The sequence below is a fragment of the Streptomyces durmitorensis genome (genome assembly GCF_023498005.1).
Lineage (GTDB): Bacteria > Actinomycetota > Actinomycetes > Streptomycetales > Streptomycetaceae > Streptomyces > Streptomyces durmitorensis.
In genome coordinates this window covers 4,453,595-4,468,473 of record NZ_CP097289.1, presented here as the reverse complement: position 1 = coordinate 4,468,473, position 14,879 = coordinate 4,453,595, and the positions used below count along the sequence as shown (strand labels likewise).

At 69.4% G+C, this 14,879-nt stretch carries 15 protein-coding genes; 8 read left to right on the top strand and 7 right to left on the bottom strand.

From position 1 onward, the window contains the following. The first annotated feature begins 47 nt into the window (after nucleotides 1-47). The 3 genes from hpt (at nucleotide 48) to folE (ending at nucleotide 3,568) form a co-directional block, all read left to right on the top strand. A complete protein-coding gene (gene hpt, locus M4V62_RS20020; protein WP_249588621.1) occupies nucleotides 48-608 on the top strand; it encodes a hypoxanthine phosphoribosyltransferase in 561 nt (186 codons plus the stop codon). A 204-nt stretch (nucleotides 609-812) separates the two neighbouring features. Further along, nucleotides 813-2,837 carry an ATP-dependent zinc metalloprotease FtsH gene (gene ftsH / locus M4V62_RS20015; RefSeq protein WP_249588620.1) on the top strand — a complete coding sequence of 675 codons (2,025 nt, stop codon included), beginning with the start codon at nucleotides 813-815 and terminating at the stop codon, nucleotides 2,835-2,837. A gap of 125 nt (nucleotides 2,838-2,962) precedes the next feature. Beyond that, nucleotides 2,963-3,568 carry a GTP cyclohydrolase I FolE gene (gene folE / locus M4V62_RS20010; protein ID WP_249588619.1) on the top strand — a complete coding sequence of 202 codons (606 nt, stop codon included), beginning with the start codon at nucleotides 2,963-2,965 and terminating at the stop codon, nucleotides 3,566-3,568. 47 nt (nucleotides 3,569-3,615) lie between these two features. Here folE and M4V62_RS20005 read toward each other — a convergent pair whose 3' ends face one another. The 6 genes from M4V62_RS20005 to M4V62_RS19980 form a co-directional block, all read right to left on the bottom strand. Continuing rightward, nucleotides 3,616-4,107: a DUF3180 domain-containing protein gene (locus M4V62_RS20005; protein WP_249588618.1), complete on the bottom strand. Its 492-nt coding sequence runs from the start codon at nucleotides 4,105-4,107 to the stop codon at nucleotides 3,616-3,618. An 82-nt stretch (nucleotides 4,108-4,189) separates the two neighbouring features. Beyond that, on the bottom strand, nucleotides 4,190-4,801 hold the full coding sequence (gene folK, locus M4V62_RS20000) for a 2-amino-4-hydroxy-6-hydroxymethyldihydropteridine diphosphokinase (RefSeq protein WP_249588617.1): 612 nt from the start codon (nucleotides 4,799-4,801) through the stop codon (nucleotides 4,190-4,192). After that, complete coding sequence (gene folB, locus M4V62_RS19995) at nucleotides 4,798-5,157, bottom strand: dihydroneopterin aldolase (protein WP_160506392.1); 360 nt, start codon at nucleotides 5,155-5,157, stop codon at nucleotides 4,798-4,800. Before folB ends, folK begins: the two co-directional genes overlap by 4 nt. 133 nt (nucleotides 5,158-5,290) lie before the next feature. Continuing rightward, nucleotides 5,291-5,827 carry a nuclear transport factor 2 family protein gene (locus M4V62_RS19990; RefSeq protein WP_249588616.1) on the bottom strand — a complete coding sequence of 179 codons (537 nt, stop codon included), beginning with the start codon at nucleotides 5,825-5,827 and terminating at the stop codon, nucleotides 5,291-5,293. Continuing rightward, entirely contained in the window at nucleotides 5,824-6,696 is an 873-nt protein-coding gene (gene folP, locus M4V62_RS19985; RefSeq protein WP_249588615.1) for a dihydropteroate synthase, read from the bottom strand. Before folP ends, M4V62_RS19990 begins: the two co-directional genes overlap by 4 nt. A 30-nt stretch (nucleotides 6,697-6,726) precedes the next feature. After that, a complete protein-coding gene (locus tag M4V62_RS19980; protein ID WP_425575122.1) occupies nucleotides 6,727-8,592 on the bottom strand; it encodes a phosphatidylglycerol lysyltransferase domain-containing protein in 1,866 nt (621 codons plus the stop codon). 190 nt (nucleotides 8,593-8,782) lie between these two features. On the opposite strand from M4V62_RS19980, the gene M4V62_RS19975 reads away from it, so the two are divergent. Then, a complete protein-coding gene (locus M4V62_RS19975; protein WP_249588613.1) occupies nucleotides 8,783-9,901 on the top strand; it encodes an alpha/beta hydrolase in 1,119 nt (372 codons plus the stop codon). Nucleotides 9,902-9,951: 50 nt separating this feature from the next. On the opposite strand, the gene M4V62_RS19970 is transcribed toward M4V62_RS19975, so the two are convergent. Continuing rightward, complete coding sequence (locus M4V62_RS19970) at nucleotides 9,952-11,109, bottom strand: ABC transporter ATP-binding protein (RefSeq protein WP_249588612.1); 1,158 nt, start codon at nucleotides 11,107-11,109, stop codon at nucleotides 9,952-9,954. Nucleotides 11,110-11,242: 133 nt separating this feature from the next. On the opposite strand from M4V62_RS19970, the gene M4V62_RS19965 reads away from it, so the two are divergent. From M4V62_RS19965 to M4V62_RS19950, 4 genes are all read left to right on the top strand, one after another. Next, nucleotides 11,243-11,971, top strand: a complete 729-nt coding sequence (locus M4V62_RS19965) for an ABC transporter permease (RefSeq protein WP_249588611.1) — start codon at nucleotides 11,243-11,245, stop codon at nucleotides 11,969-11,971. Beyond that, nucleotides 11,968-12,648 (top strand): ABC transporter permease, encoded by a 681-nt coding sequence (locus M4V62_RS19960; protein ID WP_249588610.1) that lies wholly within the window; start codon nucleotides 11,968-11,970, stop codon nucleotides 12,646-12,648. Before M4V62_RS19965 ends, M4V62_RS19960 begins: the two co-directional genes overlap by 4 nt. Nucleotides 12,649-12,734: 86 nt before the next feature. Continuing rightward, nucleotides 12,735-13,709, top strand: coding sequence for an ABC transporter substrate-binding protein (locus M4V62_RS19955; protein ID WP_249588609.1), 975 nt, complete (start codon nucleotides 12,735-12,737; stop codon nucleotides 13,707-13,709). 153 nt (nucleotides 13,710-13,862) lie between these two features. Then, entirely contained in the window at nucleotides 13,863-14,861 is a 999-nt protein-coding gene (locus M4V62_RS19950) for a hypothetical protein (RefSeq protein WP_249588608.1), read from the top strand. Nucleotides 14,862-14,879 lie beyond the last annotated feature (18 nt).

Genomic DNA, 14,879 nt, shown 5'->3' with positions numbered 1-14,879 from the left:
GGGGCCCCTGGTCCCCGCGCAGCCGGTGGGACGGACGACCGAAAGTGATGCGGGTGGACGCGAAAGACATGAGCACCGACCTTCAGTCGGTGCTCATCACCAAGGAAGAGATCGACGCCAAGCTGGCTGAGCTGGCCGCGAAGATCGACGCGGAGTACGCGGGCAAGGACCTGCTGATCGTCGGAGTGCTCAAGGGCGCAGTGATGGTCATGGCGGACCTGGCGCGTGCGCTGTCCACCCCGCTCACCATGGACTGGATGGCCGTGTCGTCGTACGGCGCGGGCACCCAGTCCTCCGGTGTCGTGCGGATCCTCAAGGACCTGGACACCGACATCAAGGGCAAGCACGTCCTGATCGTCGAGGACATCATCGACTCCGGTCTGACGCTGTCCTGGCTGCTCTCCAACCTCGGCTCGCGCGAGCCCGCGTCGCTGAAGGTGTGCACGCTGCTTCGCAAGCCCGAGGCGGCCAAGGTCGCGATCGACGTGGAGTGGGTCGGCTTCGACATCCCGAACGAGTTCGTCATCGGGTACGGCCTGGACTACGCGGAGAAGTACCGCAACCTGCCGTTCGTCGGCACGCTCGCTCCGCACGTCTACGGCGGCTGATCACTGGGCCTCCCGGCCCTCTCCCGGCCAACTCCTCGGAGGCGGCCGGGAACCCTCACCCGTTTCCCCGCGTTGAAGCATGCGAAGACGGGTTTGTCAGCCGTCCCGTGCGGCTTCGGGTGACAATGCTGGGGTACCGTCCGAAGAACAGTCTTTATCAAACTCACTATGGCAGGAGGGACGGGGCGTCATCGCTCCGTATGGATGGACGTGAAGCGATACTTCCGTGGGCCAGTCATGTGGATCGTGCTGGCCGTCCTTGCCGTGGTCGTGTTGATGCAGGTCGTCGGTTCGTCCGGCGGCTACAAGACGGTGGACACCGGCCAGGTAGTGCAGGCGATCAACGACGACAAGGTCGAATCTGCCAAGCTCACCACCGGTGACGAGCGGACCATCAAGGTCGAGCTCAAGGACGGCCAGAAGGTCAAGGACAGCAGCAAGATCCAGGCGAGCTACATCGGCGACCAGGGCGTCGCCATCGCCAACACCTTGCAGGAGAAGTTCGAGGACAAGAAGATCCCGGACGGTTACACCGTCTCGGAGTCGAAGCAGAACCCGTTCGTCGGCATCCTGCTCTCCCTGCTCCCCTTCGTACTCATCGTCGTTGTCTTCCTGTTCCTGATGAATCAGATGCAGGGCGGCGGCTCCCGGGTCATGCAGTTCGGGAAGTCCAAGGCCAAGCTGATCACCAAGGACACCCCGAAGACGACGTTCTCCGATGTGGCCGGTTCGGACGAGGCCGTCGAGGAACTCCACGAGATCAAGGAGTTCCTCCAGGAGCCGGCGAAGTTCCAGGCCGTCGGGGCCAAGATCCCCAAGGGCGTGCTCCTGTACGGGCCGCCCGGTACGGGCAAGACGCTCCTCGCGCGCGCTGTCGCGGGTGAGGCCGGCGTTCCCTTCTACTCGATCTCCGGTTCCGACTTCGTCGAGATGTTCGTCGGTGTCGGTGCCTCGCGAGTGCGTGACCTCTTCGAGCAGGCCAAGGCGAACGCCCCGGCGATCGTCTTCGTCGACGAGATCGACGCCGTCGGCCGGCACCGCGGTGCCGGTATGGGCGGCGGTCACGACGAGCGCGAGCAGACGCTGAACCAGCTGCTCGTCGAGATGGACGGCTTCGACGTGAAGGGCGGCGTCATCCTGATCGCCGCCACGAACCGCCCCGACATCCTCGACCCGGCGCTCCTGCGCCCCGGCCGTTTCGACCGTCAGATCGCGGTCGACCGCCCGGACATGCAGGGCCGTCTGGAGATCCTCAAGGTTCACCAGAAGGGCAAGCCGGTCGCCCCGGACGTCGACCTGGGCGCGGTCTCCCGGCGTACGCCGGGCTTCACCGGTGCCGACCTGTCGAACGTGCTGAACGAAGCGGCGCTCCTCACGGCGCGCGGCGACAAGAAGCTGATCGACAACCACGCACTGGACGAGGCGATCGACCGCGTCGTGGCGGGTCCGCAGAAGCGGACGCGGATCATGTCCGACAAGGAGAAGAAGATCACCGCGTACCACGAGGGCGGACACGCCCTGGTCGCGGCGGCGTCTCCGAACTCGGACCCGGTCCACAAGATCACGATCCTGTCGCGCGGCCGGGCCCTGGGTTACACCATGGTCCTGCCCGAAGAGGACAAGTACTCGACCACGCGCAACGAAATGCTCGACCAGCTCGCGTACATGCTGGGCGGGCGCGCGGCCGAGGAGCTCGTCTTCCACGACCCGACGACGGGCGCGGCGAACGACATCGAGAAGGCCACCGCGACCGCACGTGCGATGGTCACGCAGTACGGCATGACCGAGCGGCTCGGCGCGATCAAGTTCGGTGGCGACAACACCGAGCCGTTCCTCGGCCGCGAGATGGGTCACCCGCGCGACTACTCGGAAGAGGTCGCGGCGCTGGTCGACGAAGAGGTCAAGAAGCTCATCGAGACCGCGCACAACGAGGCCTGGGAGATCCTCGTCGAGAACCGCGACGTTCTCGACAACCTGGTCCTCCAGCTCCTTGAGAAGGAGACCCTGAACAAGGAGCAGATCGCCGAGGTCTTCGCAGGCATCGTGAAGCGCCCGGCCCGCCCGGCGTGGACCGGTTCCTCGCGGCGCACGCCCTCGACCCGCCCGCCGGTGCTCTCCCCCCGGGAGCTGTCACTGACGAACGGTGCGAACGGCACGACGCCCGCGGTGACCGCCGGTCCGACGGACACGCCCGTCGAGGTGACCAAGAAGGATCGCCCCGAGAGCTGACCCGTCCCCGGCAGCCTCAACAGGCCCGGAATGGAAGCTGCGCCCCCCTGGTTCTAGCCTGGGGGGCGCAGTTTTTTCGTACGCACAGTCGCACTGATGCGTGGAACGCTAGGAACGAGGCACACATGACCGACCCCGTGACGCTGGACGGCGAGGGCACGATCGGCGAGTTCGACGAGAAGCGAGCCGAGAACGCCGTGCGCGAGCTGCTGATCGCGGTCGGCGAGGACCCGGACCGCGAGGGCCTGCGGGAGACTCCTGGACGCGTGGCGCGCGCGTACAAGGAGATATTCGGCGGACTGTGGCTGAAGGCGGAGGACGTCCTGACGACGACGTTCGATCTCGGCCACGACGAGATGGTCCTGGTGAAGGACATCGAGGTGCAGAGCTCCTGCGAGCACCACCTGGTGCCCTTCCACGGTGTCGCGCACGTCGGCTACATCCCGTCGTCCGACGGCAAGATCACCGGCCTGTCCAAGCTCGCTCGCCTCGTGGACGTCTACGCGCGCCGTCCGCAGGTCCAGGAGCGGCTGACCACGCAGGTCGCGGACTCCCTGATGGAGATCCTTGAGCCGCGCGGCGTCATCGTGGTCGTCGAGTGCGAGCACATGTGCATGACCATGCGCGGGGTGCGCAAGCCGGGCGCCAAGACGATCACGTCGGCGGTGCGCGGGCAGCTGCGGGACCCCGCGACGCGCAACGAGGCGATGAGCCTGATCATGGCGCGCTAGCGGCGCTGTGGCAGGCTGCCGGCTCCCAGGTGCCGGCACAGCAGGCGCTACGCGGCCGGGGCCGCCGTACCGCCGTGCTGGTCGTCCTCGTCCTCCGGGAGCTTGCAGACCCGCTCCAGGAAGAAGGCGGCCGCTATCACCGCGATGCCTGCCACGAGGGAGAGACCGGCGTAGATCGCCTGGTCCCGGCGGGACGGGACGTCCAGGTACTCCAGGAGGAAGGCGCCCGTGCCGCCGTACATTCCGGCGACGAGGGCGGCGACCAGGGCGCTCGCCTGGCCGAAGACGACCGCGCGTGCGGCCATCATCGGCTCGACGCCCTTCGCCCCGGGGCGGCGCTCGCGCTGGGCGCGCAGCCGGGAGCGGAGCGAGAGCGCCGTGGCAAGCAGCACCGCGGCGATCACCGCGAGCACGATGGGCGCGGCCAGCGGGACCCGCGGCAGTGTGCCGACGGAGTCCCACAGGCGGGCGCCCGCCCAGGACAGCACCCCGGCCACCACGAAGAGGCCGGCGAGTGTCCTGATGCGCAGCTGCTTCACGGATGACCCTTCATCGCTTCATCGCTTCATCGTCGTACGGATCCGCTTCTCGGTGTCGTGCGGGTCCGATAGACCCTAACGATTACTCGGGCAGGCGGAGTTCCAGGTCGACACGGGGCGTGACGCCCTCGCGGGTGACCTGGGAGAGCAGCTCGGCGACCGGGCCGCGTCCCGCCAGCTGCGCCTCGGGCTCCACGTCGTGCCAGGGGGCCAGGACGAAGGCACGTTCGTGCGCGCGCGGGTGGGGGAGCGTGAGGACCGGGTCGTCCGAGACGACGTCCGCGTACGCCACGATGTCGACGTCGATCGTGCGGGCGGCCCAGCGCTCGTCCCGCACGCGGTGGAAGGCTTCCTCGACCGCGTGTGCCCGCTCCAGGAGCGAGGAGGGCGGCAGGGTCGTCTTCACCACGACCACCGCGTTGAAGTACGACGGCTGGCTGTCCGGCTCGACGCCCCAGGGCTCCGTCTCGTACACCGGAGAGACGGCCTTGACGCGCAGGCCGGGGGTGTCCTCCAGGGCGTCGATGGCGCCCTGGAGCGTCTCCAGGCGGTTGCCGAGATTGCTGCCGAGCGAGATCACGGCGCGTTTGGGGTTGGAGAGGGTGGTGTCGGCGGCGTCGACCTGTTCCACCACGGCGGTGGGCACCGGCTGGACGGTCGGGTCGCTCTGCCCTTGCGTGGAAAACGCGGTCATACTCGGCTCCGGGTGATGGTGACGGTCACGTCGTCGAAGGGGACGGTGATCGGGGCGTCCGGTTTGTGGACGCACACCTCGACCTCCAGGACTCCTTCGTGCTTCAGACACGTCTGGGCGATGCGTTCGGCGAGGGTCTCGATGAGGTCCACGGGGTCGCCCTCGACGGCGGCCACCACCTCCTCGGCCACGACGCCGTAGTGCACGGTCTTCGCCAGGTCGTCGTCGGCGGCGGCCGCACGGGTGTCCAGGCCAAGGACCAGGTCCACGATGAAGGTCTGGCCCTCTTCGCGTTCCCGAGGAAAGACACCGTGGTGCCCACGGGCCTTGAGGCCGCGCAGCGCGACACGATCCACGCGAATCACTCCTGCAATCGTCGTTATCGGCAGGCCTGCACCGAGTGCGGTCGGCACACCGGCCTCGATCGAATCTACCTGCGAGCACTGACGGGTCTTGCTCGCGGGGGCTCCTGGAACCGCCCCTACCCACTCAGGAGGGTGTGTCCTCGCCCTCTTCGTCGTCGGATTCGGCGAGTACGGGTGAGGCGTGGTGCGACCAGAGCTTCCATCCGTCGTCCGTGCGGCGGAACACATTGGTGGCGACCACGAGCTGGCCGACGAGCGGGCCGAGTTCGCCGCCCGCCTCGGGCGGCGGGCCGCCGCTGAGGATGTTCTCCGTGCAGGTCACCAGGGCGGTGTCACCGGCGACCCCGACGTGCACATCGGTCAGGAAGAACTGGATGTACTCGGTGTTCGCCATGATCAGCGCGTACGACCTGAGGACCTCGCCGCGGCCCGTGAGGACCGGCCAGCCGGGGTGGACGCAGGAGATCGGGGCTTCGTCGCCGTCGTCCGCGATGTCCTCGTCGTCCCGGCCGTCGGGGTCCGGATCGGCTTCCGGGGCCGCGTCCGTGCCCGTGTCCAGCCAGAGGTCGGAGAGCTCGTCGAAGTCGCCGCGCTCCAGCGCTTCGTAGAAGGCCGTGTTGGCGCGCTCGACCTGTTCCACGTCGGTCCTGGCCCCGGTCACTGTGGACCGCCCGCCGCGCTGGTCACGGCGTGCGCGACACGGACGGCGTCGGCGGTGGCCCGCACCTCGTGCACGCGGACCGCCCAGGCGCCCTGGTGGGCGGCGATGGCGGAGACCGCGGCGGTGGCGGCGTCGCGCTCGCGGGCGGGCGGCGGCGCGCCCTCGGGGCCCGCGAGGACGCGGCCGAGGAAACGCTTGCGGGATGCGGCGACCAGGATCGGATGACCGAGCTCACGGAGGCGGTCGATGCGGGCCAGGAGCGCCAGGTCGTGCTCGGCGTCCTTGGAGAAGCCGAGGCCCGGGTCGACGACGATGCGCTCGGGGGCGATGCCGCCCTCGATGGCGGCCTGCACGCGCGCGTGCAGCTCGTCGACGACTTCGGAGACCACGTCCTCGTAGACGGGCTTGGCGTGCATGTCGGTGAGGAAGCCGCGCCAGTGCATCACCACGAAGGGCGCGCCGGCGGCGGCGACCGCGGGGACCATGCGCTCGTCGGCGAGGCCGCCGCTGACGTCGTTCACCAGGACGGCGCCCGCGGCGAGCGCCTGCTCGGCGACGGTGGCCCGCATGGTGTCCACGGAGACCGTGACGCCCTCGGCCGAAAGGCCCCGCACGACGGGGACGACGCGCCGCAGCTCCTCGTCCTCGTCCACGCGCGGGGCGCCGGGACGGGTCGACTCACCGCCCACGTCGACCAGGTCGGCGCCCTGGGCGACCAGGTCGATGCCGTGCTTGACGGCGGCCGTGGTGTCGAACCAGCGGCCCCCGTCGGAGAAGGAGTCGGGGGTCACGTTCACGACCCCCATGACCGCACAGCGGCCCCACTCCGGCAGCCCCTCGACCGATCCCCGCCCGCGCAACGTACTCATGCCTCCAGCCTAGGCCCGTGCGGGCGGGGTCTATGCCGCCCGGACCTCGTGCTCCGCCGTGCGGTGCGGGCAGGGGCGGCGCTGGGCGGTCCCACGGCGCAGGAATCGGGGCAGGGTGAGGGTGACGAAGCCCTCGGCCTGCATGGCCGCGATGCCGATGCGGGGGAGGTCCTTGGAGGAGCGGTAGACCACGAAGCGGGGCTCCCAGCGGGGGCGGAACTTCGCGTTGAACTTGTACAGGGACTCGATCTGGAACCAGCGGGAGAGGAAGACGAGCAGGCCCCTCCAGGCGCGCAGGACCGGGCCCGCGCCGATCTTCTCGCCGCGTGCGAGGGCCGCGCGGAACATCGCGAAGTTGAGTGAGACACGGGCGATGCCGAGCTTCGGTGCGGCCTGGAGGGCGGCCACGATGAGCAGCTCGTTCATGCCGGGGTCGGCCGCGCGGTCGCGGCGCATGAGGTCCAGGGAGACGCCGTCCTTGCCCCAGGGGACGAAGTGGAGGACGGCCTTGAGGTCTCCGTAGGGCCCCGGTTCGTCATCGGCCTTGTGGGCCGTCGCGATCAGACAGTCGCCGTCCTCCGGGTCGCCGATGCGGCCGAGCGCCATGGAGAAGCCGCGTTCGGTGTCGGTGCCGCGCCAGTCGTCGGCGGCGCGCTGTATCCGCTCCAGTTCGCGCTCCCCGAGGTCACGCACGCGCCGCACGCGGGTCTCGTATCCATTCCGCTCGATCCGCTTGACCATCTGGCGTACGTTGCGCATCGCACGCCCGGACAGGGAGAAATCCACGACATCCACCACCGCCTCGTCGCCCAGTTCGAGCGCGTCGAGTCCGGTCTCGCGGGTCCAGACCTCGCCGCCCGTCTCGGAGCAGCCCATGACGGCGGGCGTCCAGGAGTGGGCCTTTGCCTCGTCCATGAAGCGCTCGATCGCGCCGGGCCAGGCCTCCACGTCGCCGATCGGGTCGCCGCTGGCGAGCATCACTCCGGAGACGACGCGGTAGGTGACCGCCGCCTTGCCGCTGGGGGAGAAGACGGCGCCCTTGTCGCGGCGGAGCGCGAAGTGGCCGAGCGAGTCGCGGGCGCCGTGCTTGTCGAGCAGGGCGCGCAGCTTCGTCTCGTCGTCCTCGGTGAGGCGCGCGGCCGGGTGTTCGGGGCGGAAGGCGAGGTAGATGGTGGTGATCGCGGTGAGCAGGCCGAGTGCCCCGAGGGAGTAGGCGACCGTCCAGGACGTGCGTCCGTAGTAGTCGACCGGGCCCTCGAAGCCGAACAGGCCGTACAGGACGTGGGCGAGGCGGTCCGTGATGCTGGGGTCCCCGATGACCTTGCCGGGGTGGACGCTGACGATCACCAGGCCGAGCACGATGGAACCGGCCCCGAGGAGCACGAAGTTGGCGAGCGCCCGCCAGCGGCTGCGCGGGTCGGGCAGCGCGGCGAACTCACCCCGGTGGCGCAGCAGCAGCGCCAGGAGCGCGAGCGAGATCAGTACGCCGATGACCGAGTGCCGGTAGGCGAACTGCGCCACGGCACCGGCCGGGAGCAGCACCACGGCGGCCCGCCAGGCCCGCCGCTTGTGGCGGCGCAGGCCGTGCGCGAGCAGCAGCAACAGGACGCCAGAGCTGAGCGCGAGCGCGGCGGCGAAGGGGCCGAGCGCACCGGGCAGGACCTCGGCGATCGCGTGCATGCGGCTGTGCCGGAAGCGGGGGAAGACGCCTGCGGCTACATTCAGCAGGCCGACGAGGGTGCAGGCGCGGGCGACGAGTGTGGGGACGGCCTCGGGGCGGGGGCCGCGGAACATCCGGCCGAACCTGCTGTCACGGAGTCTGCCGTCACGGAACCCGCCGGTACGGCCCCGACCCTCGGGGCGACGGCCCTCACTGTCCGGAACCCCACCCGACATTTCCGCATCTATCCTGACAGACATCGCATCCCGTGGTTCTTTGCGAGAGAGCTCGATTCCGGCACCAAAACGGCATCCGGCGACATTGCGCCCTCTAGGACGGTCCTTCTGCGGCTCGGGTTCACTCCCCGACCGGAAAACCGCTGGAAAAGAACGACGGAACAGGCAGAAAGCGCAGGCAGAACACCCCATGGGTCTGACGAGCAACAAGGTCATCGCGTTGGCGGTGCTCCTCGCCGTCGTGCTGTTCATCGGCACGGTCTGGTTCTGGCCGCGCCTGGCCCGCCAGTCCTGGCGGGCCGTCATCGGCCGTGTCGGGCTGCTCATCGCCACCCAGCTGGCGGTCTTCGCCTCGGTCGGCCTCGCCGCCAACCAGGCGTTCGGCTTCTACGCCACGTGGGCGGATCTCTTCGGCCAGGAGACGAGCCCCGGTGTCGTCGTCGACCACGACCCCGCCAAGGGCGAGACCCCCGTCGACGTGCGCGGCACCCGGCCCGTGAACGTGCCCGGCGGCGGCAGGCCCTCGACCGGCGGCCAGATCCAGAAGGTCGTCGTCAGCGGGAAGGAGGCGGACACAGCGAGCCCCGCGTACGTCTACCTGCCGCCCGAGTACTTCCAGTCGCGGTACAAGAACCGCACGTTCCCCGTGTCCGTCGTCCTCACCGGCTACCCCGGCACCGCCCAGGCGCTGATCAAGGGCCTGCACTACCCGCAGACCGCCCATGAGCAGGCCAGGAAGGGCAAGATGCAGCCGATGATCCTGGTCATGATGCGGCCCACCGTGGCGCCGCCGCGGGACACCGAGTGCGTGGACATCCCCGGTGGCCCGCAGACCGAGACGTTCTTCGCCAAGGACCTGCCCGGTGCCATCTCCGAGCACTACAGGACGGGCAAGGGCGCGGGCAGCTGGGGCGTCATCGGCGACTCCACGGGCGGCTACTGCGCCCTGAAGCTCGCCATGCACCACCCCGATGTGTACGCCGCGGGGGCGGGCCTCTCCGCGTACTACAAGGCGCCGATCGACGTCACGACGGGCGATCTCTTCCACGGCGACAAGGAGTTGGAGCAGCGCGCCGACCTCATGTGGTACCTCGACCACATGCCGGCGCCCAAGACGTCCCTCCTTGTCACCACCAGCAAACAAGGAGAGGACAACTACGGGGACACCGAGAAGTTCATCGGCAAGGTGAAGGCGCCCACCAGGGTCTCGTCGATCACGCTCGACAGCGGCGGGCACAACTTCAACACGTGGCGCAGGGAGATCCCCGCCACGCTGGAGTGGATCAGCGGGCGGTTGAACGGCAAGTAGGGCCTCAGCTGACCGACAAGTAGGGCCTCAGCTGACCGACAAGTAGGGCCTCAGTCCCCGGCGATGGCCGTGATGGTCTCCAGCTCGACCTCTTCGCGCGCGATGGCGCGCGCGTCCGCGGCCGTCGACCTGCGCAGCGCCTCGTGCAGCCGGGCCGGGGTGAGGACGCCGAGGAAGCGGCCCTCGCTGTCCTTGTCGATGACCGCGATCCAGCCCGCGTCGTGCTGGAGCATCGTCGCGAACGCCTGCTTCAGGGTCGCGCCCACCGGGAGCCATGCCTCCATGCGGCGCGCGTGGTCCCGGACGGTCCCCGCGCCGCCGTGCGCGTGCTCGGCGGAGATCCAGCCGTGCAGGTTGTTCCCGCCGTCCAGGACGACGGCCCAGCGGGCCTCCAGCTTCGCGGGCAGCGGGTCGTCCAGGTGCAGGACGGGCGGCTGCTCCAGGTCGCCCTCCTCGATGGGCGTCACGGACAGGCGCTTGAGGCCGCGGTCCGCGCCGACGAAATCCGCCACGTAGCCGTTGGCCGGGGCGCCCAGGATCGTCGACGGGGTGTCGAACTGCTCGATGCGGCCCTCTCCGTAGACGGCCATGCGGTCGCCCAGGCGGACCGCCTCCTCGATGTCGTGCGTGACGAAGAGGACGGTCTTGCGGACGGCCTGCTGGAGGCGGAGGAACTCGTTCTGCAAGTGCTCGCGCACCACGGGGTCGACGGCGCCGAACGGCTCGTCCATCAGGAGCACGGGCGGATCGGCCGCGAGCGCGCGGGCCACGCCCACCCGCTGGCGCTGGCCCCCGGAGAGCTGCTCGGGGTAGCGGTCGCCGAAGACCGAGGGGTCGAGGCCGACCAGGTCGAGGAGTTCGGCGGCCCGCTCGCGGGCCCTGCCGCGCTTCACGCCGAGCAGGTGCGGGACGGTCGCCGTGTTCTCCAGGACCGTTTTGTGCGGGAACAGGCCGACCTGCTGGATGACATAGCCGATCCGGCGCCGGAGTTGGACCGGGTCGATGGTGGATATGTCATCACCTTCGACGTATATCCGGCCCTCGGTCGGCTCGATGAGACGGTTCACCATCTTCATCGTCGTCGTCTTGCCGCAGCCCGACGGGCCGACGAGCGTGACCAGTTCACCCTCGGCGACCTCGAAGGACAGGTCGTCGACGGCCGTGGTGCCGTCCTCGTACCGCTTGGTGACGTGCTCGAACCGGATCATGATTCCCCATTGTTGCGGGCGTTGTGTAAAGCCCATGTTGCGCCAGTACGACGAGTCTCGGCGATTGTCGGTGCTCCGCGTTAGGGTCTCGCCAGACGGCCTCAGGAAACGGACTCGGGGGGAGTGGGGCGGGATGAGCGAACAGAACTGTCTGGTGACGAACGACTGGATCTGCGGGGAGTACGTCCGCTCCCGCAGCCAGGAGTTGATCGACGCCACCGTGCAGCACATGGGCATCACCGCCGCCTCGGTGGCCATCGGTGTCGCCGTCTCGCTGCCGCTCGCGCTGCTCGCCCGGCGCTGGCGCTTCCTCGCGGGCCCGATCCTCGGCCTGACGACCGTGCTGTACACGGTGCCCTCGCTCGCGATGTTCTCGCTCCTGCTGCCCTTCTTCGGGCTCTCGGCCTCGCTGGTCGTCACGGGCCTCGTGCTGTACTCCCTGACGATCCTGGTACGGAACATCCTGGCGGGGCTCCAGGCCGTGCCGGACGAGGCGCGGGACGCGGCCAAGGGGATGGGGTACGGCCCGCTGCGGCTGCTGTGGGAGGTCGAACTTCCGCTCGCGCTTCCCGCGTTGCTCGCCGGCGTCCGCATCACCACGGTCTCGACGGTGGCGCTGACGACCGTAGGGGCGATCGTCGACTACGGAGGCCTCGGGTCAATGATCCTCGACGGCCTCGACACGACCTTCAAGGCGCAGGTGCTCACCGCGTCCGCGCTCTGCGTGCTCCTCGCGATCGTCGCCGACCTGCTCCTGCTCGCCCTCCAGCGGTGGCTCACGCCGTGGACGCGCGTCCACCGCATACGCACGAACCGTCCCGCCCGCGCGGAACGCACGGCCAAGGTGGCTGAACCTGCATGAACGCGATAACCGGCGCGTACGACTGGCTGACCACGGGTGCCAACTGGCAGGGCGAGAAGGGGGTGTGGCACCGGCTCGCCGAGCACCTCTACTTCAGTGGTGTGTGCCTCGCCGTCGCGTGCCTGATCGCGCTGCCGATCGCCCTGTACCTCGGCCACATCGGCAAGGGCGGCGCCCTCGCCGTGAACATCTCGAACGTCGGCCGTGCCGTGCCGACCCTCGCGGTGCTCGTGCTGCTCACGCTCACCCCGCTCGGCGAGCACGGGGACGTGCCGACGCTGATCGCGCTCGTGCTGTTCGCGGTGCCGCCGCTGCTCACCAACGCGTACATCGGGATGCGCGAGGTCGACCGGGCGGTGGTGGAGGCCGCGCGGGGTATGGGAATGAGCGGCCGCCAGCTGTTCGCGCGGGTCGAGCTTCCCCTCGCGTACCCGCTGATCATGACCGGCGTGCGGTCCGCGGGCGTCCAGGTCGTCGCCACGGCGACGCTGGCCGCGATGGCGGGCGAAGGAGGCCTCGGCCGGATCATCACGGCCGGGTTCAACCTGCAGAACACGCCCCAGGTGGTGGCGGGGGCGCTCCTCGTGGCGCTGCTTGCGCTCTTCGTGGAGGTGGTGCTCGTCGTGGTGGGGAAGGTCTTCAACCCCATGCGAGGGCGTTCGGGGGTCGCGCGGTGAGCTTAGGACGGCAGGCTCCCCACCGCCGCCCATCCGGAGCGGCAGTTTCCAGTGTTTCCAAGGGCTTTCGAAATGGTGGTTCACCGATGAACAGCACAACGCGTCGCGCGCGACGGATGGCAGGGGCGGCCGTGGCCGTCGTGGCGCTGACCGCGGGGCTCACCGCGTGCGGCGGGGACAGCCTGGAGAAGGACGGCAAGGGCGAAGGGGACAAGGCGGGCGGCAAGGGCAAGATCGTCGTCGGCTCGGCCCGCTTCACCGAGCAGAAGGTGCTCGCCGAGCTCTACGTCGGAGTCCTTGAGGACGCCGGGTACGACGCCGAGGTCAAGACCGTCCAGAACCGCGAGGTCTACGAACCCGAGCTGAAGAAGGGCGCGATCGATGTCGCTCCCGAATACGCGGCGACGCTCGCGGAGTTCCTCAACCTCGGCAAGAACGGCCCGAAGGCGAAGCCGGTCGCGTCGAATGACGTGGACGCCACGGTCACCGCGCTGAAGAAGCTCGCCGAACCGCGCGGCCTGAAGGTGCTTCCGGTCGGCGATGCGGTCGACCAGAACGCGTTCGCGGTGAGCAAGGAATACGCGAAGGAGCACAAGCTCAAGACGCTTTCGGATCTCGGTAAGTCCGGCGAGAAGGTCAAGATCGCCGCGAGTGACGAATGCGAGTCGCGGCCGTTCTGCGCTCCGGGCCTGAAGAAGACGTACGGCATCGATGTCGCGGGAATCGACCCCAAGGGCGTCGGCACCACGCAGTCCAAGCAGGCCGTCAAGAACGGCACGGACCAGGTGGTGCTGACCACGACCACCGACGCGACGCTCGACAGCTTCGGTCTTGTCGCCCTTGAGGACGACAAGAAGCTCCAGAATGCGGACAACATCCTTCCGGTTGTGAACGCCAAGGATGCGGGCGACAAGGAGATAGCCGACGCCCTTGGGAAGCTGACCAAGGCGCTGACGACGGAAGATCTCGCGGAACTCGACCGGAAGGTCGATGTGGAGCGGCAGAAGGAAGCCGATGTCGCCAGGGAGTATCTGGAGTCGAAGGGATTGATCAAGAAGTAGCGCGGTAGAAGGAGGGCATCCTCGAAGTCGCTCGGCCGAAACTGGAGTTGAGCGACCGAAGAAGAGCGGGAAGGGTGGGGAGTCGGCACTATGGCGATGTCATTTTGGCGGGCGGGGCACCAGAGTTCGCCTACGCGCGGTAAGTTTCTGGCCATGCCACGTGGACGTCACCGCCATTCCCCACCCCTTCACAGGCTGCTTCCTCCCTCGACGGTCGCAGGCCTCTCTCTTGTCTGCGCCGGCGGCGCCTGGCTGTTCGCGGAACCCGTCGTGCTCCGCGGCCTCGCCGCTGCCGCTGCCGCTGCGGCCGTCGTGGGCTCGGTCGTCATGCGCCGCTGGGACCTCGCGGCCGGCAAACAGGTCGCCGAGCTGGGCCGCGCCCGCAAGAGCGACGAGTGGCGCTACGAGGAACGCATAGCCGAGTGCGAGTCCGACCTCGACGAGTCCCGTGAGATCCGGGGCCGCCTGGAGACCAAGCTCCGCTCCAAGCGGGCCGAGCTTGCCGCCCTGCGCAACGAACACGCGGCGCTGCTGCGGCGGTACGCGACGGCGGAGACCGAGCGGGCGAGCGCCCTTGAGGGGCGGCGGCTCCTCGCCATCGAGGCGTCCGCTCCGGCGCGGGCGCTGCCGCCTGCCCCGGTCCGTCCGGAGCCCGCGGCCCGCGCCGAGGCACCGGCTCCCGTCGTGCGCCCGGGGTCGATCGCACCTCCGTCGATGTACGAACGGGCGAACGCGGCGCTCGACCGGCTGACACCGAAGCCTTCCCCCGAGGGCGCGGCTTCCCGGCAGCGCGCGGACGGGGACGAAGCGCGGGGGAAGCCCGGGGCGGCCGAGGGGTACGGCGGGCATGAGCGCGCGGTCGCCGTCGCGCCGCCCGCGCAGAGGCCCCGCAAGGCCGTCCAGGGAGGCTTCGACTTCTTCGGCACGAAGAGCGAGGCGACTGCCGGGGCGCTGGAGTCCGTACAGAACGTGGACCTCGCGGACGTGGTGGGCGAGGAGGCACTCGCCGTGCACAAGGCCGAGGCCGAGGCGGAGTTCAAGGCCCCCGCGGAGGGCGCGGACCGTGCCGCGGGTCAGGTCATCGACCTGACGGCGCATGACGAGACCGAGCAGATCGATGTGGCGGGGCTGCGGACGGCGCTGCGGGCGTAAGCGGTACCTGCGGGGCTA

Excerpts from the sequence above, each read along its gene's own strand:
- hpt (WP_249588621.1), top strand. The coding sequence starts at position 48 with ATGCGGGTGGACGCGAAAGACATGAGCACCGACCTTCAGTCGGTGCTC.
- ftsH (WP_249588620.1), top strand. The coding sequence starts at position 813 with ATGGACGTGAAGCGATACTTCCGTGGGCCAGTCATGTGGATCGTGCTG.
- folE (WP_249588619.1), top strand. The coding sequence starts at position 2,963 with ATGACCGACCCCGTGACGCTGGACGGCGAGGGCACGATCGGCGAGTTC.
- folK (WP_249588617.1), bottom strand. The coding sequence starts at position 4,801 with ATGACCGCGTTTTCCACGCAAGGGCAGAGCGACCCGACCGTCCAGCCG.
- folP (WP_249588615.1), bottom strand. The coding sequence starts at position 6,696 with ATGAGTACGTTGCGCGGGCGGGGATCGGTCGAGGGGCTGCCGGAGTGG.
- M4V62_RS19980 (WP_425575122.1), bottom strand. The coding sequence starts at position 8,592 with ATGTCGGGTGGGGTTCCGGACAGTGAGGGCCGTCGCCCCGAGGGTCGG.
- M4V62_RS19975 (WP_249588613.1), top strand. The coding sequence starts at position 8,783 with ATGGGTCTGACGAGCAACAAGGTCATCGCGTTGGCGGTGCTCCTCGCC.
- M4V62_RS19970 (WP_249588612.1), bottom strand. The coding sequence starts at position 11,109 with ATGATCCGGTTCGAGCACGTCACCAAGCGGTACGAGGACGGCACCACG.
- M4V62_RS19965 (WP_249588611.1), top strand. The coding sequence starts at position 11,243 with ATGAGCGAACAGAACTGTCTGGTGACGAACGACTGGATCTGCGGGGAG.
- M4V62_RS19960 (WP_249588610.1), top strand. The coding sequence starts at position 11,968 with ATGAACGCGATAACCGGCGCGTACGACTGGCTGACCACGGGTGCCAAC.
- M4V62_RS19955 (WP_249588609.1), top strand. The coding sequence starts at position 12,735 with ATGAACAGCACAACGCGTCGCGCGCGACGGATGGCAGGGGCGGCCGTG.
- M4V62_RS19950 (WP_249588608.1), top strand. The coding sequence starts at position 13,863 with ATGCCACGTGGACGTCACCGCCATTCCCCACCCCTTCACAGGCTGCTT.